This is a genomic window from Achromobacter veterisilvae (assembly GCF_037619525.1).
Classification (GTDB): Bacteria; Pseudomonadota; Gammaproteobacteria; order Burkholderiales; family Burkholderiaceae_B; genus Achromobacter; species Achromobacter veterisilvae.
In genome coordinates this window covers 4,790,648-4,810,273 of sequence record NZ_CP148753.1, presented here as the reverse complement: position 1 = coordinate 4,810,273, position 19,626 = coordinate 4,790,648, and the positions used below count along the sequence as shown (strand labels likewise).

Below are 19,626 nucleotides of genomic sequence, written 5' to 3'. Positions count from 1 at the left end.
ATACAAGGTGTCAGACTACAAGCTCGCAGCATCTAACTAGCGAATTTGTAGTCGGTATCTATTTTGCTGCTCCTAATGAGGATTCTCAAAAATATCCTCAACACGCCTCTTGAACAGCGCACTGATCCGAAACGCCAGATCCAAAGACGGATCATGCTTCTCAGTTTCCACCGCGTTAACGGCCTGGCGCGAGACGCCCAGCCGCTCCGCCAGTTCCGCCTGTGTCCAACCCGCTTCGGTCCGCAGGACTCGCAATCTGTTTTTCATTCAATTGCTCGTGCGGACGAAGGGAGATACCAGCGCGTAGATTCCCCAGAATATGGGGTAGAAGAGCCACCCGGGAATATGGGGAGCGGCCGCATAGGTTTCACCAAACCCCCATGCGGTCCAGAGCGCCATGGTGGCGCCAGCGGCCAGGATGAAGCACTTGGCAACGATCACGCGCACGTATTCATCGCTTTGCGCGATGAGCCGTAGCGTGGCCCATATCTGGCCGGCGACGAGCAGCGCCGCCAGCGCTGCGACGGCCCATCCTGCCGGTTTGCCCAGGATGCTATCGAAGAGGCCCGCAATGGCGGCAGCGTGGACCAGCACGTAAGCGCTCATGAAGGCAACGGTGCGGACGGCGTAGCTGCGGCCAGGGGAAATCGCACGGGCGGAGGCAACGTGAGTGGGCATGGCAATGACCTATGTAAAGAAAACCTGACTTTAATAATGTCAAGTTTACTTGTCAATAAGTCATGTATTCTTTATATGTCGTGGATTGCTCGGTCTGAACACCGTGGCACGTCGGCGTGCACCGCGATCGGGACGCTGTTCCCGGCTACTTGGAGGTAGCCACAGAATCCTGAGGCAGGAAAAACCGATCCTTCAATTCCTGCAGCCCAATCCTATCCAGCATCTCCGTCAACCGCTCAGCGGGCTTCCTGCGCGGCAAATCCTTGTACTGCGCAATGATGAGTTCATTCTTCATCGAATGCTCCCAACCCACTAGCTCGGTCACGCTGACCTGATAGCCGTGCGCTTCCAGTTGCAGACAGCGCAGCACATTCGTGATCTGGCTCCCAAACTCCCGCGTATGCAGCGGATGCCGCCAGATCTCAGCCAGCGGATCCGCCAGCGCCTTGGCCTTGTTCTTGCGCAGCACGGAAGCCACTTCCGCCTGGCAGCAAGGCACGACGACGATGTACTTGGCCTTTTTCTCCAAGGCGAAGTGGATCGCGTCGTCGGTCGCGGTGTTGCAGGCGTGGAGCGCCGTGACCACGTCGATCGTGGCGGGCAGCTTGTCCGACGTGATGGAATCGGCCACGGACAGATTCAGGAACGACATGCCGCCAAACCCCAGCCGTTTGGCGAGTTCTTCCGACGACTTCACCAGTTCTTCGCGGGTTTCGATGCCGTAGATGTGGGAGCCGTTCTTCAGCGCTTCGGGCTGTTCCTTGAAGAACAGGTCGTAGAGGATGAAGCCCAGGTATGACTTGCCCGCGCCGTGGTCGGCGAGGGTGACGGCGCCGCGTTGTTGTTGGACGTCTTTGAGCAGCGGCTCGATGAACTGGAACAGGTGGTAGACCTGCTTCAATTTCCTGCGGCTGTCCTGGTTCATCTTGCCGTCGCGGGTCAGGATGTGCAGGGCCTTGAGCAGTTCGATCGACTGGCCGGGGCGGATGTCGTGGGTTTTGTCGGACATGGGGTAAGGCAATGCGCCCCGCGATGGGCGGGGCGCATAAGAAGGCGGAAAGCGTCAGTTTAACGAAAACGCGGCCGGCCCTGGCGGAACGGGCGCGGACTGTGCCTCTTCTTGTGATCCGCATGATTTGGCAGGCGAGTAACATGCCCGATGCGATTGGAGCATGTCATGCATTTCTGAAAGCGCCTGACCGCCAGGGCAGGCGCAGGGAGAGTCGTCAAATGTTCAGCCACATCACTGTCGGGACGCGTGATCTTGAACGCGCGTCCCGCTTTTATGACGCGGTGCTGCTTCCGCTCGGGTTGAAGCGTCGCGTTGTCACGCCGGATGGCGGGCCCTTGGCGCTTTGCTGGGTGACCGGCCAGGCGCTGCTGCCGCGCTTCTATGTCTACATGCCCTACGATGGCGAGCCGGCGACGGTGGGTAATGGCAGCATGGTCGCATTTCTGGCTCCTACGCAGGTAGCGGTGAGCACGGCCCATGCGGGCGGGCTGGCGCAGGGTGGGATCGATGAAGGGGCGCCGGGGATGCGTCCTCATTATGGCGACGGCTACTTTGGCGCGTATCTGCGCGATCCTGACGGGAACAAGGTCCATATCGTTCATCGTGGGGACCTCCCGCTATAAGGCGGAGAGGCCCGACATCCCTGGAGAAACGCAAATGCTCGTGAGTCAGCTTGCTCTTGTGTACGGCACTTATCTGATTGCCACCGCCAGTCCCGGCCCCAGCAACATGGCGATCATGGCAACGGCGATGCGCGACGGCCGTGTGCCGGCCTTGGCGCTCGCGGCGGGCGTCATTACGGGCTCGTTGTTCTGGGCGACCCTGGCGGCGACTGGGATTTCCGCCGTGCTGGCGGCTTCCGCCCAGGCGCTTTTCATCATCAAGATGGTGGGGGGCGTCTATCTGCTCTATCTGGCGTTCCGCAGCGGCCGATCGGCGCTGAGGCCGGGCGCCGGCTTCGCGAAGGTGGAGTCGGGCCGTTCGACACCGCGCTACCGGGTGCTATACCGCCAGGGCGTGCTCATGCACATCGGAAATCCGAAGGCGATTCTGGCCTGGATGGCGATCATGTCGCTGGGGCTGGGGGAGAGCGCGTCGGACGGCACCTTGCCCGCGATCATCGGCGGTTGCGCGTTGCTTGGCGTCATGGTGTTCGGCGGCTATGCCGTCGCCTTTTCGACCGCGCCGATGATTGCGCTGTACGCGAGGCTGCGGCGCTGGATCGAAGGGACGGTGGCCGTGGTGTTTGGCGTTGCGGGCGTCAAGCTGCTGACCTGGCAGCGTTGATAGGGGGGCTCGTCATCGCCGGCCAGTGTCGGCGATGACGAGCTTCAGGCAAAGCGTCCGGCACGCAAGCGGCCGGACGCCGCTGGATCAGGCAGCCGGGAACACCGGCTCGCCCAGGTTCAGCATCAGGCGATTCGCCCACGCAAAGATCGCGTCCGAGTGCAGCAGGTCCAGCACTTCGCCTTCATTCAAGCCCACGTCCTTCAGGGCCTGGATGCTGTCGGCGTTCACCGTCGCGGGGGCGTCGGTGATCTGGATGGAGAACTTGCCGATGGCCAGTTCGCGGGCGGTGGTGCCGGCGGTGGCGGGATCTTCGAACACCTGGGCGATGACGTCGTTGCGCTTGGCCAGTTGTTCGAAGCGCTGGGCGTGCACGGACGCGCAGTAGACGCAGCCGTTGACGCGGGACACGACGGTGGCGCCCAGTTCGCGTTCGGCGCGGGACAGGCCGCCGGGCGCGTACATGATGGCGTTGAAGGCCGTGGAGCGCTGGCGCAGGATTTCGGGCTGGTGGACCAGGAACAGGTAGTAGTCCGAGACCTTGGCCTTGGGGTGGCTTTCTTCCAGGACGGCAACCTGTTCGGGCGTGGCGGTGTCGACGTTGACGACTTCGAGCCAGGCCTTCCATTCCAGGCTTTCGTTGGTGAAGCCGTGGGCCTTGATGACGGCACCGGGCGCGGTGGCGGCGGTGTTGGCCGGGAAGGGCGCGGGCGGGGTGCCGGCGGCGGCAGGCTTGGTTTCCAGGGCCTTCATGGCTTCCAGGCCGGCGACCAGGCGGACCTGGTAGGACAGGAAGGCGATGAGCTGCGACAGGATGACCACGGCGGGCGTGGAGACGCCGGCGGCGGGCAGGGTCTTGAGCGCGGCTTCGTCGCCTTCGACGGGTTTCTCGATCAGCTTGCGCGTGTATTCGAGGATGGCGGCCAGGCGCGGGCTGGAGGTGTCGGCGGGCTTGCCGGATTCGGCGACGGCGATGTCGGCGGGTGTGGCGCCGGCGTCGGTCAGGCGGGCGCGGTAGTGCGCGGCCAGGACGGGCGACGGGGTGATGCGGGCGGCGTACAGCGCGACCAGCAGGCGCTCGGCCAGCGACAGGCCGGGCAGGGCGGGGTCGAAGAGGGCGTCGTAGCTGCCTTGGGTGGCGGCGGCGACTTTCTCGCGCTGGTGGCGCGCTTCGTAGGTCTTGGTGCCGGGCGCGAGGGCGATCAGGCGATCGACCAGGTCATCCGTCACGTTGTAGACGATGGGTTCAGCCATGCGGGATCTCCTTGTTTCTCTCAGGCGGCGCGGGCGCGGACGGCGGCGTCCAGGAACTTCAGCACGCCTTCCCAGGATTCCTGGTCGGCGCGGGCGTTGTCGCGCGGGGTGCCGCCGCTGGTGCTGATCTTGCCGGATACGGGGTGGGCGTAGACGTGCTGGGTGGTGGGCACGTACGGGAACAGGATGGAGTGCCCGCCGTTCTCGTAGTCCAGCCATTGGACCGGGTAGGGGTGCTTCACCTCGGCCAGCTTGTCCTGCACCATCTTCGAGTACAGGCTGGACGGCCAGGAGCCGTCGTCGGTGCCGGACAGCAGGATGACGGGGCCCTTGATGTCTTCCACCTTGATGCGCGCGCGGGCCACGGCGTCGGGGTCTTGCAGCGCGGTGAGGATGGCCTTCTCGTGGCGGTGCGGCGCGGGGCCTTCGTCGAAGGGGGCCCAGGTGGCGGTGCGGTTGTTTTCCCAGACGTGGGGGATGGGCTTGCCGCCCAGCAGCCACGTGGGGCCTTCGCGGCCGATCTTGGGATCGCAGGCGTTCTGGCCGCTGTGGACCACGGCGCCGGGCACGTAGGCGACGACGGCGGAGACTTCCTCGGGGAAGGTGGCGCCCAGGAGCAGCACCAGTTCGCCGCCGCGCGACTGGCCGCTGATGGCGACGAAGTCGTGCTTGGGTTGCACCTTCTTGCGCAGCCAGCGCAGGCCGGTCTGGAAGTACTCCAGCGGGGTGTTGGAGATGTAGTCGGACAGGCCGGGCGCCTTGAAGTACGCCAGCGCGAAGGCGGCGTAGCCGCGCGAGGCGTAGAGCGCGGCGCGCGGTTCGTTGATGCCGCCGCCCGAGCCGTTCAGGATCATGACGGCGGGATGCATGCCCGGGCCGGCGCCGGGCGGCAGGTACAGCGTGCCGACCAGGCCTTCCTCGCGCACGTCCTGGCGGGTGACGCCTTCAGCGGCCAGGCGCTGGACGAAGCTGGCCTGGGCCTGGGCGCCGCCGGCGCGCGCGACCACGTCGGTGACCAGGGGCTCGGCGACCGGCTGGTTGAACTGCTCGCGGCTGGGCGAATCGACGGGGGACTGCGACCAGATCAGGCCCATGGGGGCCACGCCGGCGTAGTCGCCGGACGCGGGGGCGTCCCGCGTCAGGTCGACGGTGCCGTTGGCGTCCGCCACGAAGGCGGCCTGGCTTTGCCAGAGCACGCCCTTGCGGCGGGTCAGGGCGGTGATCTCCACCGTCTGGCCGGGCTGGGCCTGCTCGACGCGGATGTGGCGCGCCACGTCGATCAGCGCGTCTGCGGGGGTGATGGAAAGGACGAGCGCCATGGCTTACTTGCCCGAGTCCTTGGTCACCATCATGGCGGCCGTGCGGTCGCTGGTCATGGGGGTGACCTTCAGGCCCTTCTTGGCGGCCCAGATGTTCTTGTAGTGGTAGAGCGGGATGATGCCGACGTCGTCGGACACGATCTTGACCGAGTCGCGCAGGATGGCCTCACGCTTGGCCACGTCGAATTCCGAGGTGGACTGTTCCAGCGCGACGTCGACCTTGGGGTTGGTGTAGCGGCCCCAGTTCGAGGCGCCCAGGCCCTTCTTGGCGTCGGCGGTGGCCAGGATGTTGACCAGCGCGTAGCTGGCTTCGCCGGTGCCGTTGCCCCAGGCCAGCATGCTGACGGCGAATTCGTTCTTGTTGGCGCGGCCCGAATACACGGCCCACGGCACCACTTCCACCTGGGTCTTCACGCCGATGCGGGTCCAGAACTGGGCCACCGCCTGGGCGGTTTCCGGGCCCTGGGGGTAGCGGTCGTTGGGAACGTGCATGGTGAGCTTGAAGCCGTCGGGGACACCGGCTTCGGCCAGCAGCTTCTTGGCCTGGGCGACGTCGTTGGGGATGTCCTTGACGTCGGGGTTGTAGCCGAAGGTGCCCTTGGGCATCCACTGGTTGGCTTCGGTGGCGGCGCCTTGCAGGATGCGGTCGGCGATGGCCTTGCGGTTGATGGCCAGGTTCAGCGCCTGGCGCACGCGCACGTCCAGCAGCGGGTTCTTGTCCAGCGGCTTGCCGTTGTTGTCGGTGATGTACTGGTTGGGCGCGGGGTTGAAGCTGGGCTGCAGGATCATGACGCGCAGGCCGTCGTACGGATAGACCGAGATATTGGACGCCTTTTGCAGCTTGGCCAGGTCGGACACCGACACCTTGTCGATCACGTCCACGTCGCCGGCCAGGAGCGCGGCGGTGCGGGCGGCGGCGTTGTTGATGTAGCGGTAGTTGACCTTGTCCCAGATCTGCTTGTCGCCCCAGTAGGCGTCGTTGCGTTCCATGATGACGCGGTCGCCGGGGGTGTAGGACACGAACTTGTAGGGGCCGGTGCCGATCATGGCCTTGCCCGAGTTGTAGTCTTCCGTGGTCGACTTTTCACCGACGTGCTTGCTGACCACGTGCACGGAGGCCAGGTTCAGCGGCAGGTCGGGGTTGGGGGCCTTGGTCTTGATGATCAGGGTCAGCGGGTCCTTGGCGGTCATCGTGTCGATGGTGCGCAGGTAGCCGGCATAGGTGGCCACGCTGCCCGGCACGGCGCGCGCGCGGGTGTAGGAATAGATCAGGTCGTCGGCGGTGAACGGCGTGCCGTCCTGCCACTTGACGCCTTCGCGCAGCTTGAATTCCCAGGTCTTGTCGTCCAGCGGCTTCCAACTGGCGACCAGGCCGGGCTGGAGCTTGTTCCACTTGTTCTCGATCGCCAGGTCCCAGAAGTGCAGGGCCACCGAGCGGTCGCCGGCGTGGTTGTTCAACTGCGGGTCCAGCGACGACAGCGGGTCGGCGAAGCCGATGGACAGGTCGTCCGCGCTGGCGGCGGCGGAGGCGCCCAGGATGGCGGCGGTCAGGGTGGTGAGAATCAGGCGTTTCATGTTCGGGGTCCTTGGTATAGGGGGAACGAGCGGTTAATTCGGAAAACCGCGGCGCGGGCGCCGCGACGGATGCGTTCAGGCCATGTCGTTCAGGTGACAGGCGCTCAGGTGGTTGATGGCGATTCCCTTCAGCGTGGGAACCTCGGTCTTGCAGCGCGGCATCGCATGCGGACATCGCGGATGGAAATGGCAGCCGCCGGGCGGGTTCAGCGGGCTGGGGATCTCGCCCTTGATCGCGGTAAAGGTCTTGTGGCGCGACTTCAGGCTGGGGATCTCGGCCAGCAGGGCCTGCGTGTACGGGTGGTTGGGGCGGCGGAACACTTCTTCCACCGTGGCCGTTTCCACGACGCGGCCCAGGTACATGATCACGACGCGGTCGGACAGGTGCTCGACCACGCCCAGATCGTGGCTGATGAAAAGATAGGTCAGCCCCAGGTCTTCGCGCAGGTCCATGAATAGGTTCAGGATCTGCGCCTGGATGGAGACGTCCAGCGCGGCCACGGCTTCGTCGCACACCAGCATGGACGGCTGCACCGCCAGCGCGCGGGCGATGCCGATGCGCTGGCGCTGGCCGCCGCTGAACTGGTGCGGATAGCGCTGGCGCAGCGCCGGGTCCAGGCCGGCGCGTTCCATCTGGGCGCTGACGTAGTCGTCGAAGTCGCCATTGCCGACCAGGCCGTGGATGCGGGCCGCTTCGCCCACGATCTCGTCCACGCGCAGGCGCGGGTTGAGGCTGGCGTAGGGGTCCTGGAAAATCATCTGCACTTGCAGGCGCGCGGCGTGGGCCTGGGCGGCGGTCATGTCGGCCGGGCGCACGCCGTTGATGCGGATCTGGCCGCCGGAGGGCGTGAGCAGGCCCGCCGCGATGCGGCCCAGCGTGGACTTGCCGCAGCCGGACTCGCCGACCAGGCCGACCACTTCGCCGGGGTTGACCACCAGGTCCACGTCGTCGACGGCGCGGGTGACGGCGGGCGGCTTGGACAGGCCCAGGCGCTGCATCGCATGGCCGATCCGGCCCACGGGGCGTTCGCCGAAGCGCTTGCTGACCCGGCTCAGGTCGATCAGCGGGGTAGTGGCGGGCGCGTTCATGCCGTCACCTCGCTGGTCTGGATCGTGGGATGGAAGCAGCGCACCAGGTGTCCGGGCAGGGCGTCGGTGATGTCGGGTTGCCGGTTGCAGGCGGCGGTGGCGCGCGGGCAGCGCGCCGCGAAGGCACAGCCGGCGGGCAGGTTGAGCAGGTTGGGCGTCATGCCGGGAATCTGGCGCAGGCGCTGGCCGCGCCGGTTGTTGCTGGGCAGGCTGTCGATCAGGCCCACGGTGTAGGGATGCTGCGGGCGGTCCAGCACGTCGTCGACGGTGCCGTGCTCGACGATGCGGCCGGCGTACATGACGGCCACGTCGTCGGCCAGCCCGGCCACCACCGACAGGTCGTGGGTGATCCAGATCAGGCTGGTGCCGTGCTGCTGCGCGAGCTTCTGCACTTCCGACAGGATCTGCGCCTGGATGGTGACGTCCAGGGCGGTCGTCGGTTCGTCCGCGATGATCAGGTCGGGGCGGTGCAGCATGGCGATCGCGATGGCCACGCGCTGGCGCATGCCGCCGGACAACTGGTGCGGATACGCCAGCAGGCGTTCTTCGGGGCTGGGAATGCCCATCATGCCCAGGGTGTCGCGCGACAAGGCGCGGGCCTGGGCCACGCTCATCTTGTTGTGCGCGCGCACGGTCTCGATCATTTGCGCGTCCACCCGAAGCACGGGGTTCAGCGTCATCATCGGGTCCTGGAAGATCATGGCGATGCGGTTGCCCTGGAGCTTCCTCAGTTCGCGCGGCGACAGCTTGGTCAGGTCGCGGCCCTGGAACAGCACTTCGCCGCCCACGACGCGGCCCGGCGCGTCCACCAGGCCCATGATGGAGAAGCCCGTGACGGACTTGCCCGAGCCGGACTCGCCGACCAGGCCCAGGATCTTGCCGCGCTCGAGCGTGAAGGAAACATCGTCCACGGCGGGCAGCACGCCCGCGCGGGTGAAGAAGTGGGTGCGCAGGTTGCGCACCTCCAGCGTGGCCGGCGCGCCGGAAGAGGCGTGGGCGGCGGTCATTTGTGGGTCCTCGGGTTCAGCACGTCGCGCAGGCGGTCGCCCACCAGGTTGATCGCCACGATGGTGACGAGCAGCGCGATGCCGGGGTAGAAACTGATCCAGTATTCGCCGGACAGCATGGTCTGGAAGCCGTTGGAGATCAACAGCCCCAGCGACGGTTCGGTCACGGGCACGCCCAGGCCCAGGAAGCTCAGCGTGGCTTCGAGCGTGATGGCGCGGGCGATCTGCAGCGTGCCGATGACGATCAGCGGCGGCAGGCAGTTGGGCAGAATGTGCTTGAGCATGATCCGCCAGTTGGGGATGTCCAGGCAGCGCGCCGCTTCCACGTATTCGCGGCGGCGTTCCACCAGGGCCTGGCCGCGCGCGGTGCGGGCGTAGTAGGCCCATTCCAGGATCACCAGCGTCAGCACCACGTTGCCCACGCCCTTGCCCAGGTAGGCCAGGATCATCATGGCCACGAGTATCGACGGGAAGGACAGGATCAGGTCCACCAGGCGCATGATCAGCGCGTCGACCTTGCCGCCGGCGTAGGCGGCGAGCAGCCCCAGCAGGGTGCCGACGATGCCGGCGATGACCGCCGAACCCACGCCCACCACCAGGCTGATGCGCAGGCCGTACAGGATGCCCGACAGCAGGTCGCGGCCCTGGCCGTCGGTGCCCAGCCAGTAGTGGAAGGTGTCCAGCCCGTTCATGGTGCCCGGCGGCAGGCGGGCGTCCAGCACGTCGATCTGCAGCAGGTCGTACGGGTTCTGCGGCGCTATCCAGGGCGCCAGCGCGGCGGCCAGGATCAGCAGCACGGACACGGCCAGGCCCACCACCGCGGTCTTGGACGAGAGAAACTCGGCCAGGTTGCGGCGCCAGGGCGATTCGCGGCGCAGGGCGGGGCTAGGCGTCGGGTTTGGTGTCGATACGGCGCTCATGCCGAGGCCTCCAGCCGCACCCGCGGGTCCAGCACTTTATAAAGAATGTCCACGATCAGGTTCAGAGTCACGAACAGGAACACCACCACGATCAGGTAGGCGACGATCACGGGGCGGTCCAGCGCGTTCAGGCTGTCCAGGATCAGCTTGCCGGCGCCGGGCCAGGCGAAGATGCTCTCGGTGACGACGGCGAACGCGATGGTGGAGCCCAGTTCCAGGCCCAGCACCGTCACCAGCGGGATCATGGTGTTGCGCAGCACGTGCACGCAGACCACGCGGAAAGGCGACAGGCCCTTGGCGCGCGCGAACTTCACGAAATCCAGCGGCAGCACGTCGCGCACGCCGGCGCGCGTCAGGCGGATGACCAGCGAAATCTTGAACAGCGACAGGTTGAAGGCCGGCAGGATCAGGTGGCGCCAGCCGTCGGCCGTCAGCCACGACCACTGGAAGCCCAGGAACTCCACCGTCTGCCCGCGGCCGCTGGCCGGCAACCAGCCCAGCGACACGCTGAAGGTCATGATCAGCATCAGGGCGATCCAGAACGTGGGCAGCGAGAAGCCCACGATGCTGCCCGCCATGATCATCTTGGACCAGCGGCTTTCCGGGTACAGGCCGGCCAGGAGGCCCAGCGGCAGGCCGACGATCACCGCCATCAGCATGGCGGTGATGGCCAGCTCGAAGGTGGCGGGCAGGCGCTGGATCACCAGTTCGACGGCGGGGATGTTGTAGACGAAGCTGTTGCCCAGGTTGCCGTGCAGGGCGCCGTTCAGGAACGCCAGGTACTGTTCCCACAGCGGCTTGTCCAGGCCCAGTTCGGCGATGATGCGGGCGCGGTCCACCTGGTCCACGTCCTGGCCGATCAGGATGTCCACCGGATTGCCGATGGCGTGCAGGCCCACGAAGACGATCAGCGTCATCAGGAAGACGACCACCGCGGCTTGCGCCACGCGGCGCAGCAACCAGCCCGTCATTGCGCGGTCTCCGCCTGGGGGGCCGGAGCTGGAACCCATTCGTCGCCGAACACTTCCGGTTCCGAGAACGCTTCCATATTGGCGTAGTGCGCGGCCACGTCCTCGCGGTAGAACAGGCCGGCGATGCCCTGCGCGAGGCGCTTGGCGCCTTCGCTGATGGCCGGGATGTCGCCCGAGATCGTGCCCTGCGTCAGCGCCGCCGGATACGAGAAGCAATGCACGCGGTCCAGGCCGGGACAGGCGCCCGGGGTTTTTTCCTGCAATTCGAAGACGGTGCCCAGGTCGGGCGAGTCATGCAGTTCCTGGTCCTCTTCGCCGGCGGGCGGCACGTAGCGGTCGCCCCAGGCGCGCACATGCGGCGCCAGCGCGGCGAATTCCGGCCGCGCCGTCCAGTCGATCCGGAAGCCCGTGGAGAAGATCAGGAAGTCCAGCGCGAACACGCCCTTGGGCGTGGTGACGCGGATTTCGTCTTCCACCAGCGCCAGGTCCTGGACGCCTGCGCCCAGGTTGAAGCGGGCGTTGGGGTGGCGCGAGACGCGCAGCGTGCTGCCGCGCGGCGGCGGCACCTGGGCGGCGTTGATGTAGTGGCGGATCTTCCACTTCCATTCGTCGGGCAGGGCCAGGTGGCCGTGGGTCAGTCCGGGGTTGCCCGCGCCCTTGCCCTTGTTGACGCGGGGGATGTCGTTGCGGCGGATCAGCAGGTCCACGCTGGCGGCGCCCGCTTCCAGCGCGGTGGCCGCGCTGTCCATGGCGGACGCGCCCGCGCCCACCACGCCCACGCGCTTGCCGGCGAGCGTGGCGTAGTCCATGACGTCGGACGAATGCGCCCAGCGGTCGCGCGGCAGCTTCTTCGCGAAGTCGGGCACATAGGCGCCGCCCAGGCCGTCGCGGCCGGTGGCCAGCACCACGCGGCGCGCCAGCACCGTGCTGCGCCCGGCGGGGGATTCGATGTCGAGCTGCACCAGCTTGTCGGCGCGCGGCAGCACGGCGCGGATGCGGTGTTCGTTGCGCACGTCCAGCTCCAGCACGCGGCGGTACCAGCGCAGGTAATCCATCCATTGAAGGCGCGGGATCTTGTCCAGCGCGTCCCAGGCTTCGGACCCGAACTGGGCCTCGAACCAGGCGCGGAAGGTCAGCGCGGGCAGGCCCAGCGCGGGGCCGGTCAACTGCTTGGGCGAACGCAGCGTTTCCATCCGGGCCGTGGTGGCCCAGGGGCCTTCATAGCCTTCGGGGGCCTGGTCGAAGATGGGCGCATCGACGCCCAGGTGCTTGAGCGACGCCGCCGCCGCCAGGCCGGCCATGCCGCCGCCGACGATGGCCACGTCCAGCACCTGCCGGCCGTCGACGTAGCGGGGCGTCACCCAGTTCTTGGCGGGGATTTCCAGCCACGACAGGTCTTGCCGCAGGCGCGCTTCCAGCGCGGCGAGACCTTGCGGCGGGGTGGCTACGGGCAGATTCATAATGCGGGGGATTCCGTAAGAGGGGCGTCGTCACCGTAGATCGACTGCAATAGCGCCGAATGCTCGCAGGCGTCGTGCAGCGCAAAGCCGGGCAGCAGGTCCGCGGCGGCTTGCGCCAGCGCGTCCGCCATGGCCTGGCAGGCCGGCGTCAGCGTTTGCGCCTGCGGGGTGATGACCCCGAAGAAAAAGGGGATGTCCAGGTCGATGGGACGGATCGCCACGCCCGGCATGGGCGCGCCGTAGGCGGTGATCGGTTCCAGCACCGACACGCCCAGTCCGGCGCGCACGGCGGCCAGGGCGTTGATGGACGAATTGGTTTCCAGGGTGCCGGGCAACTGGCCGTTGGGCGCCAGCGCGGCATCCAGCCGGCGCCGCAGCCGGAAGGGGTTGGCCATGGTGATCAGGCGGCGGCCGGCCAGGGCCGACACCGGCACCACGGCTTGCTGCGCCACCGGATCGTCTTCCGGCAGCGCGGCCACACAGGGCGCCTGCCCGATCCAGTGCACCGTCAGGCCGCGGTGTTCCAGCGGCAGGCTGGTCGCGCCCAACTGGGCGGAGCCCGACAGCACTGCGTGCACCACCTGTTCCGGCGACGCGCTGCGCAATTGCACGCGGGCCGTGCCCAGGCGGGATTCGATGCGCTTGAGCGCGTCCGGCACCAGCCCCGCCGCCAGGGCGGAAGTGGCGGCCATCAGCAGCGGCTGGGCCTGGCCGCGGGCAATCTCGTCGGCCCGGCCGCGGATCTGCTGCAGGCCGGTCAGCGCCCGTTCGACGTCGTCATACAGCAGGAAGCCCTGCTCGGTGGGCGTCACGCGGGGGCCGCTGCGCGCGAACAGGGGATAGCCGATCTCGGCCTCCAGTTCCTGCAGCAACCGGCTGATCGCCGGCTGCGAGCGTCCGAGCAGCCGTCCGGCAGCGGTGACGCTGCCCGTGGACATGACGGCCGCGAAGGCCTCGAGTTGACGAAGTTCCATCTGTCTTGATTTATGCCAAGGACGAATTCTTGCGCGTCCAGTATGCACTTTGCAAATAATTAAAGCGCATAAGCAAATTCCCTAATGGGGTTTTCCTTAGGGAATTTCATAACTGTGAGTTATTTCAAGGGCTTAGGGCCTGCCCGCCGCCTTCTTGCCATGGGACCCTGTTCTGGGCCAGGGCGGACACCCTGCGGCACGGAGACGGAGGTTGGCGGGTGTCGCCTCACAAAGGGGGCGCTCAGGCAGTTTCCTGCCCAGTGACGCGGATTGCTTCAAGGTGCGCCCCGCTTTGGATGATCTTTGGCTTTCTCGGTCTCAGCGGAGGTTCAAGAATGTTCCGGTGGATGCCCGTGTCGGGCCGCTCAAGATTTTTGGAAATGCTGAATTTCATGGCGACTTTTTGAAGATATCCTGGTCGAGGATGTCTCCGTTAACGTCCATTTCGTGTTTAAGGGTGCTGGTGGAATTGCCTGTCGGGGGAGTTATTTCGAGCGAGCTTATGCGATCATTTTTTCCTACATTGAGTTTTATGTACGAGACTGCGATGGCAAGTGGTTCCTCATACTTATATCTGAAAGCAACGCCCTGATCGTACGCGTTTGATACGGCTACGCGCCCGCCCTGAACACCAAGATCGGATGAGCTCATGGCGGCATTTGCACTTGCCGAGCGGCTGGTCGAAACCGCTGTGATGATTCCAGTCATTGGATCGTCCGACGTAGTTGATGCCTGTTTTCCGTCAGCGGTGGCGGGCTTGGGTACGGCAGACTTTATTTGTTCATTCGTGGCCGAACTGCGGGTTCCTTCTGGAATGAAAACCTGCGCTTGCGCTGAGAACGCTTGTGCAAGAGTCTCGCCATACGAGTACACCATTTCTCTGGCGTAATAGACCTTCCATACGGCGAATAGACCGAGCTCGCAGTTCCAATCCTGGCCCTTGAGTGCTTTGAACGAGTCTTCAATCATCTTCGCATTTTGGGGATCCTTTGCGAGCGATTGGGAAATTGCTGCTCGGGCGAGTGGGTAAGGCAGGGCTAGCAAACCAGCATTGGGAATGGAGAGTATGTAGTACGCTGTATTGCTGCGGCTTGCCCCAACCCCTCCTTTTACGGCATCGACGGTACCAGTCAGCCCCACGTCGATGTTCGACTGACTCACGAATGACGATGTCGGGAACGCGACGGTCGGGAGCGCTATCTCCCGACTGCCGAAACTGATTGACATTCTGTTGTTGGGCGATGGTGCGGACTGTTTGAAGTGTGGCCGGTCGCGAAGATCTTCGTAGATAAATTCATTGAAGGTCGAAAATCTACCCATTATCACTGGATCGAATCGCAGCCGGCCGCCAGCCGCCCCTTCTGCGCTGGAAATGGCTTGCGGCTTTTCTTTGCTCGGCTGTTGCGGAACGGCGGGGTTTTCCACTGGACCGCTGCAAAGAGCGACTACGTCACCAGGAAAAATGCCTCCCCGAGGAGGGTATACGGCATCCATATTCGTGGTCGGGTATAGTCGCTTTCCCCATGTGTCTACCAGTCTGGTTTGAAGGTTTGGGGGCGGATGGGTGCAAGCTGTGATTGTTCCGAAACCCACGATCATGGACGTGAGCTTAATTGCTGATTTGTAACTCATGAACCCTCCCGCGAATCGAATTGAATTTTTCTATTTTCGATTCTAGGAGGTGGTGTGGATTCGGACTCTAGCTCTTTCGCCGTAGTTCGCTTTAATGGGGTTTATCCAGGCATCGGAGCCGGGGGCCACAGCTCGCATTGCCATCAAGCGTCGGCTGAAATGGATCGAGCGCGTGCATCCCACTCACGAATGGCCCCGCCCTTCGCGCCGGTAATACAGATACCGTTCGATCTCCGCCTGCTCCACCGCGGGTTCAAGCCAACGCCATCTGACGACGTACCCCCGGTGCGCGGGCGGCATCCAACCCAATACGGAATACATCGTGACTTCGGTTTCTCCCGTATTGAATTCGGTTTCGTAGAACCCCTGACGATGCGGCGGCTCGGTGCCACATATCCAGTTGGAACCAGACATGATGTTCTCCCCATGCAGCGCTTCGTTCCAATCCTACGCGCCAGCCCCTGAAATGGCATACGTTCTAGCCCCGATGCGGGCTGGGGCCGCCTTGTGTTAGAAACACGGATGGGGCTGCTTCGGCACGATTGCCGCGACCTTTGCGAACCTTTGCAGTTCGATTCGACGGATGCCGGTAGTATTCGGCCATCGATACTCAGGAGCCCGTCATGCACAGTCAGCAACCCGCGCCCGAGCCGAACAAGCGCCGGTGGCCTTTCGGCTACGGTGAAGAAGAATAGGGCGCTTGCGCTACCCGATGCGCGAAATCCGGTCGCCGGGGCCGGCCAGCTCGTGATAGATGTCGTCCAGGTATTCCGCCAGCTCGTCGGCGGACACTTCCGGGGGAATGGCCAGGTCCGAAGCGGGGACGCGTTTTCCCGCAACAGGACGGTACGCCGCCCACGCCCCGCCTTCGCGGTGGATGTCCAGTTGAAATCTGCCGTAGATGTCGAATTTCATGGGCGTCCTGAAAAAGTCATGACCAGGTCAATGCCAGCTCGGCGGCCACGCTGCGCGTGAGCCCCAGCAGCGCTTGCGAGGCCGGGCTGAGGGTTTCGCCGCCGCGAGTCAGCACTTCCAGGCTGCGGACGGCGCTTTGGTCGGCCAGGGGCATAACCGCCAATTTTGCGCTGGCCGTGACCGCCAGCGCAGGCAGGATGGTGACGCCAAAGCCCTGTTCAACAAAGGTCAGCAGGGAAGTGGTGTTGCGTACCGTCAGCAGCGACGCCTCGACCAATGCCCTCACTTCGGGGGAATCGAACCGGGCGCACAAGCCGTTCGCGATGAACTCCGCGGCATCGATATCGCTCCAGCGCGCGTCGCGTCCAAGTTCCGTCAAGCTGTGGCCGGCCGGGCACACCAGCACGAAACGGTCTTCGAACAAGGGTTCGGTCACGATGCCGGGCAGGGGCGCCGGCAGCGTGGCAACGCCGAAGTCGACCTCTCCGGCGGCCACCGCCTTGCCCACCGCGGCGGAGTCGATATCTCGCAGGTCCACCCTGACCTGCGGGTACTGCCGGCGCATCAGGCCGATGACCCGTGGCAACAGCCGCGTGGCCGCGGAAGGCACGGCGGCCACCTTGGCCGTGCCCAGGGCGCCGCTGGCGTAGCGCACCATGTGGGCCACGGCCGTGTCGAACTCGGCGATGGCGCGCTGCGCCTGGGCGCGGACGTAGAGGCCCAGGGGAGAGAGCCGGATCTTCCGTTCGCCTTCGAATAGCGGCCCGCCCAGTTCGGACTCCAGTTGTTTCAAGGTCATGGAAAGCGCCGCGGGCGTGCGGCCGACGCGGTCCCCCGCCTGGGCCAGTTCTCCCGCGTCGACGACGGCCAGGAACATGCGTAAATGTTCGAGCTTCACGATTAAGAAAATATTGAATAGATGACAATAATTTTAGTTTGACTGAATTCTGGCCGGATATCTACAGTAGCGCTCATCCCATTCAAGGAAGCAGCAATGAGCGCAAGCGCCTTACGCGTGGACGGTCTGCAGTACAGCAACTGGTCCGAAAAAATATTCCGCCAGTTGCGCGAAGGGGGCGTGGACGCGGTCCACGTCACCATCGCCTATCACGAGAACCTGCGCGAGACCATCCTCAATATCGAACGCTGGAACACCTGGTTCGAGCGCTATCCGGAGCTGATCGTGCACGCGCGCAGCGGCGACGACGTCAGGCGGGCGCGCCAGGATGGCCGCACGGCCATTCTCTTCGGCCTGCAGAATCCGTCGTCCATCGAGGACGACATCGGCCTGGTCGAGGTGGTGCACACCCTGGGCGTGCGCTTCATGCAGTTGAGCTACAACAACCAGTCCCTGCTGGCCTCGGGCTGTTACGAGTCGGTCGACAGCGGCATCACCCGCATGGGACGGGAAGTGATCAAGGAGATGAACCGGGTCGGGTTGGTCATCGACATGAGCCATTCGGGGGAACGCTCCACGCTGGAGGCAATCGACTTGTCCGCGCGCCCCATCACCATCAGCCATGCCAATCCGCATTCATGGGCCCCGGCGCTGCGCAACAAATCGGACACGGTGCTGAAGGCGCTGGCGTCCGCGGGCGGCATGTTCGGCTTTTCGCTCTATCCCCACCATCTGAAAAACAAATCGGCCTGCACCCTGGACGACTTCTGTGCCATGGTGGCGCGCACCGCCGAACTCATTGGCGTCGAGCATCTGGGCCTGGGGTCGGACCTGTGCCAGGACCAGCCGGATTCGGTGGTCCAGTGGATGCGCACGGGCCGTTACACCAAGGGCGTGGACTACGGCGAGGGGTCCGCGGCGCAGCCGGGGTTTCCGCCTCAGCCCGGGTGGTTCCAGGACAGCCGGGACTTCGGCAACATCGAGCAAGGGCTGCGCGCCCAGGGGTTCTCGCCGCGCGAAGCGGCGCTGATCATGGGCGAGAACTGGATGCGCTTTTTCGACCAGAGCTTTGGCCCGGCGGCTGCGCCGGGCGATTCGTCATTCACCATGGGCCGCAACCCCGGAGCACCTACATGAAGAAAACCGTCCGCCTTTTCGCGTCCGCCGCCCTGGCCATGGGCGCCCTATGGAACGGGCACGCCAGCGCGCAGGAATTTCCCAGCAAGAGCCTCCAGATCGTCGTGCCGTTCCCGCCGGGAGGCGTGGCTGACCTGGTCGTGCGCACCGTGGCGCAAAAGCTGGGCCAGGAAATCAAGCAGCCGGTACTCGTGGTGAACAAGCCTGGCGCCAGCGGCATCATCGGGGCCGAATACGTCGCCAGGGCGCCGGCGGACGGCTACACGCTGCTGATGGCGAACCTGCCCATCATGTCGATCAACGAATTGCAGTACGCCAGCCTGCCGTATTCCGCCGCGCGCGATTTCGCGCCCGTGATCCTGCTGGCCGACCAGCCTTACATCATCGCGACCGGCCACTCGGTGCCCGCCAAGACGATGAAGGACTTCATCGCCTATGCCCGTGGCAAGCCGGACGCGCTGACGTTCGGATCCGCGTCCAGCTCCACTTTCCTGGCGGGCGAACTCTTCAAGCAGCGGGCGGGCATCCGCATGGCCCATATCCCCTACAAGGGCAGCGCGCCCGCCATCAACGATCTGCTGGGCGGGCACATCAGCCTGATCCTGGACCCCGTGATCACGCTGCTGCCGCACGTGCAGGCGGGGAAGCTGCGCGCCCTGGCGGTCACGTCGCCCGTCCGGATCGAGTCCGCGCCCGATATCCCCAGCTACAAGGAGGTCGGCCTGGCAGACCTGGACATCACGTCCTGGCAGGGCATCGTCGCGCCCGCCGGCACGCCGGCGCCAGTCATCAAAAAGCTCAACGAAGCGTTCAACCAGGCGCTGCAATCGCCGGAAGTGGCGACGCGATTGAAGGAGCAGGGGGTAAGCACCAAGGGCGGTTCGGCCGAGGCGTTCGCCGGTTTCGTCGCCAGCGAGAGCACGCGCTGGGCCACCCTTGCCAAGCAGGTCGATTTCCTGCCCGGCAAACTCTAGAGGACGATCATGGCCGACGCGGAATCGCGCCTGAAGGCGCTGGGGCTGGCGCTGCCCGCGCCCATGCCGACGCATTACGCCTATTTGCCGGCGCTGCGCCACGGCGACACGGTGCACGTGGCCGGCCAGATCCCGAAGCTCGGTCCGGACCGCCTGTTCGTGCTGGGCGCGGTGGGCGAGCAGGTATCGGAAGCACAGGCGCGCGAGGCCGTGCGCCTGTGCGTGCTGCACGCCCTGTCCTGGGTGGCGCACAGCGCGCGGGGCGGCCTGGATGACGTGACGCAGATATTGCGCGTCAACTATTTCTTCCAGGTGGGCCAGCGCAAGAGCACGCGGCTATCCGCCATCGCGGATGCCGGATCGGAACTGCTTGCCGCCGTGTTCGGCGCGGCCGGACAGCATCCGCGTTCGGTCATCGGCGTGCGGGAACTGCCGCGCGACGCGCCGGTGCTGATCGACATGGACGTCGCGCTGGCCGCGGCGGATGAACCGCCGGGGGCGGCCCGCTGAGGCCGTCCAGGCCC

21 protein-coding genes are annotated in these 19,626 nt (G+C 65.4%); 5 read left to right on the top strand and 16 right to left on the bottom strand.

Annotated features, from left to right (window positions below; all coding sequences use genetic code 11):
- Nucleotides 1–72: 72 nt before the first annotated feature.
- The 3 genes from WHX56_RS22260 to WHX56_RS22250 form a co-directional block, all read right to left on the bottom strand.
- Complete coding sequence (locus WHX56_RS22260) at nt 73–267, bottom strand: helix-turn-helix transcriptional regulator (RefSeq protein ID WP_088447690.1); 195 nt, start codon at nt 265–267, stop codon at nt 73–75.
- Nucleotides 268–678, bottom strand: a complete 411-nt coding sequence (locus tag WHX56_RS22255; RefSeq protein WP_338879033.1) for a hypothetical protein — start codon at nt 676–678, stop codon at nt 268–270.
- Nucleotides 679–823: 145 nt separating this feature from the next.
- Complete coding sequence (locus WHX56_RS22250) at nt 824–1,687, bottom strand: SAM-dependent methyltransferase (protein WP_338879032.1); 864 nt, start codon at nt 1,685–1,687, stop codon at nt 824–826.
- A 221-nt stretch (nt 1,688–1,908) separates the two neighbouring features.
- On the opposite strand from WHX56_RS22250, the gene WHX56_RS22245 reads away from it, so the two are divergent.
- Nucleotides 1,909–2,313: a VOC family protein gene (locus WHX56_RS22245; RefSeq protein ID WP_338879031.1), complete on the top strand. Its 405-nt coding sequence runs from the start codon at nt 1,909–1,911 to the stop codon at nt 2,311–2,313.
- 34 nt (nt 2,314–2,347) lie between these two features.
- A complete protein-coding gene (locus WHX56_RS22240) occupies nt 2,348–2,977 on the top strand; it encodes a LysE family translocator (RefSeq protein WP_338879030.1) in 630 nt (209 codons plus the stop codon).
- A gap of 87 nt (nt 2,978–3,064) precedes the next feature.
- Here WHX56_RS22240 and WHX56_RS22235 read toward each other — a convergent pair whose 3' ends face one another.
- From WHX56_RS22235 to WHX56_RS22175, 13 genes are all read right to left on the bottom strand, one after another.
- On the bottom strand, nt 3,065–4,231 hold the full coding sequence (locus WHX56_RS22235) for a CMD domain protein (RefSeq protein ID WP_338879029.1): 1,167 nt from the start codon (nt 4,229–4,231) through the stop codon (nt 3,065–3,067).
- A 20-nt stretch (nt 4,232–4,251) separates the two neighbouring features.
- Complete coding sequence (locus tag WHX56_RS22230) at nt 4,252–5,550, bottom strand: acyl-CoA thioester hydrolase/BAAT C-terminal domain-containing protein (protein ID WP_338879028.1); 1,299 nt, start codon at nt 5,548–5,550, stop codon at nt 4,252–4,254.
- Between the two features lie 3 nt (nt 5,551–5,553).
- Nucleotides 5,554–7,125 carry an ABC transporter substrate-binding protein gene (locus WHX56_RS22225; protein WP_338879027.1) on the bottom strand — a complete coding sequence of 524 codons (1,572 nt, stop codon included), beginning with the start codon at nt 7,123–7,125 and terminating at the stop codon, nt 5,554–5,556.
- A 75-nt stretch (nt 7,126–7,200) separates the two neighbouring features.
- Nucleotides 7,201–8,214: an oligopeptide/dipeptide ABC transporter ATP-binding protein gene (locus tag WHX56_RS22220; protein ID WP_338879026.1), complete on the bottom strand. Its 1,014-nt coding sequence runs from the start codon at nt 8,212–8,214 to the stop codon at nt 7,201–7,203.
- Entirely contained in the window at nt 8,211–9,221 is a 1,011-nt protein-coding gene (locus WHX56_RS22215) for an ABC transporter ATP-binding protein (protein WP_129242462.1), read from the bottom strand. The genes WHX56_RS22220 and WHX56_RS22215 overlap by 4 nt, the downstream gene beginning before the upstream one ends.
- The gene (locus WHX56_RS22210) at nt 9,218–10,141 is read right to left on the bottom strand and encodes an ABC transporter permease (RefSeq protein WP_129242463.1); all 924 of its coding nucleotides are present in this window, start codon (nt 10,139–10,141) and stop codon (nt 9,218–9,220) included. Before WHX56_RS22210 ends, WHX56_RS22215 begins: the two co-directional genes overlap by 4 nt.
- Nucleotides 10,138–11,112, bottom strand: a complete 975-nt coding sequence (locus WHX56_RS22205) for an ABC transporter permease (RefSeq protein WP_129242464.1) — start codon at nt 11,110–11,112, stop codon at nt 10,138–10,140. Before WHX56_RS22205 ends, WHX56_RS22210 begins: the two co-directional genes overlap by 4 nt.
- Nucleotides 11,109–12,572 (bottom strand): flavin-containing monooxygenase, encoded by a 1,464-nt coding sequence (locus tag WHX56_RS22200; protein ID WP_129242465.1) that lies wholly within the window; start codon nt 12,570–12,572, stop codon nt 11,109–11,111. The genes WHX56_RS22205 and WHX56_RS22200 overlap by 4 nt, the downstream gene beginning before the upstream one ends.
- Complete coding sequence (locus tag WHX56_RS22195; protein WP_129242466.1) at nt 12,569–13,546, bottom strand: LysR family transcriptional regulator; 978 nt, start codon at nt 13,544–13,546, stop codon at nt 12,569–12,571. Before WHX56_RS22195 ends, WHX56_RS22200 begins: the two co-directional genes overlap by 4 nt.
- Nucleotides 13,547–13,936: 390 nt before the next feature.
- A complete protein-coding gene (locus WHX56_RS22190; RefSeq protein ID WP_129242467.1) occupies nt 13,937–14,971 on the bottom strand; it encodes a hypothetical protein in 1,035 nt (344 codons plus the stop codon).
- Nucleotides 14,972–15,361: 390 nt separating this feature from the next.
- The gene (locus WHX56_RS22185) at nt 15,362–15,592 is read right to left on the bottom strand and encodes a hypothetical protein (protein WP_129242468.1); all 231 of its coding nucleotides are present in this window, start codon (nt 15,590–15,592) and stop codon (nt 15,362–15,364) included.
- Between the two features lie 291 nt (nt 15,593–15,883).
- Nucleotides 15,884–16,093 (bottom strand): DUF7661 family protein, encoded by a 210-nt coding sequence (locus WHX56_RS22180; protein WP_129242469.1) that lies wholly within the window; start codon nt 16,091–16,093, stop codon nt 15,884–15,886.
- Nucleotides 16,094–16,109: 16 nt separating this feature from the next.
- The gene (locus WHX56_RS22175) at nt 16,110–16,991 is read right to left on the bottom strand and encodes a LysR family transcriptional regulator (protein ID WP_165360244.1); all 882 of its coding nucleotides are present in this window, start codon (nt 16,989–16,991) and stop codon (nt 16,110–16,112) included.
- A 96-nt stretch (nt 16,992–17,087) separates the two neighbouring features.
- Here WHX56_RS22175 and WHX56_RS22170 point away from each other — a divergent pair, with 96 nt between their 5' ends.
- Genes WHX56_RS22170 through WHX56_RS22160 form a run of 3 tightly spaced genes read left to right on the top strand, consistent with a single transcriptional unit; the run spans nt 17,088 to nt 19,612 of the window.
- Entirely contained in the window at nt 17,088–18,128 is a 1,041-nt protein-coding gene (locus WHX56_RS22170) for a membrane dipeptidase (RefSeq protein ID WP_338879024.1), read from the top strand.
- Nucleotides 18,125–19,102 carry a Bug family tripartite tricarboxylate transporter substrate binding protein gene (locus WHX56_RS22165; protein WP_129242472.1) on the top strand — a complete coding sequence of 326 codons (978 nt, stop codon included), beginning with the start codon at nt 18,125–18,127 and terminating at the stop codon, nt 19,100–19,102. Before WHX56_RS22170 ends, WHX56_RS22165 begins: the two co-directional genes overlap by 4 nt.
- 9 nt (nt 19,103–19,111) lie before the next feature.
- The gene (locus tag WHX56_RS22160) at nt 19,112–19,612 is read left to right on the top strand and encodes a RidA family protein (RefSeq protein ID WP_129242473.1); all 501 of its coding nucleotides are present in this window, start codon (nt 19,112–19,114) and stop codon (nt 19,610–19,612) included.
- Nucleotides 19,613–19,626: the final 14 nt, after the last annotated feature.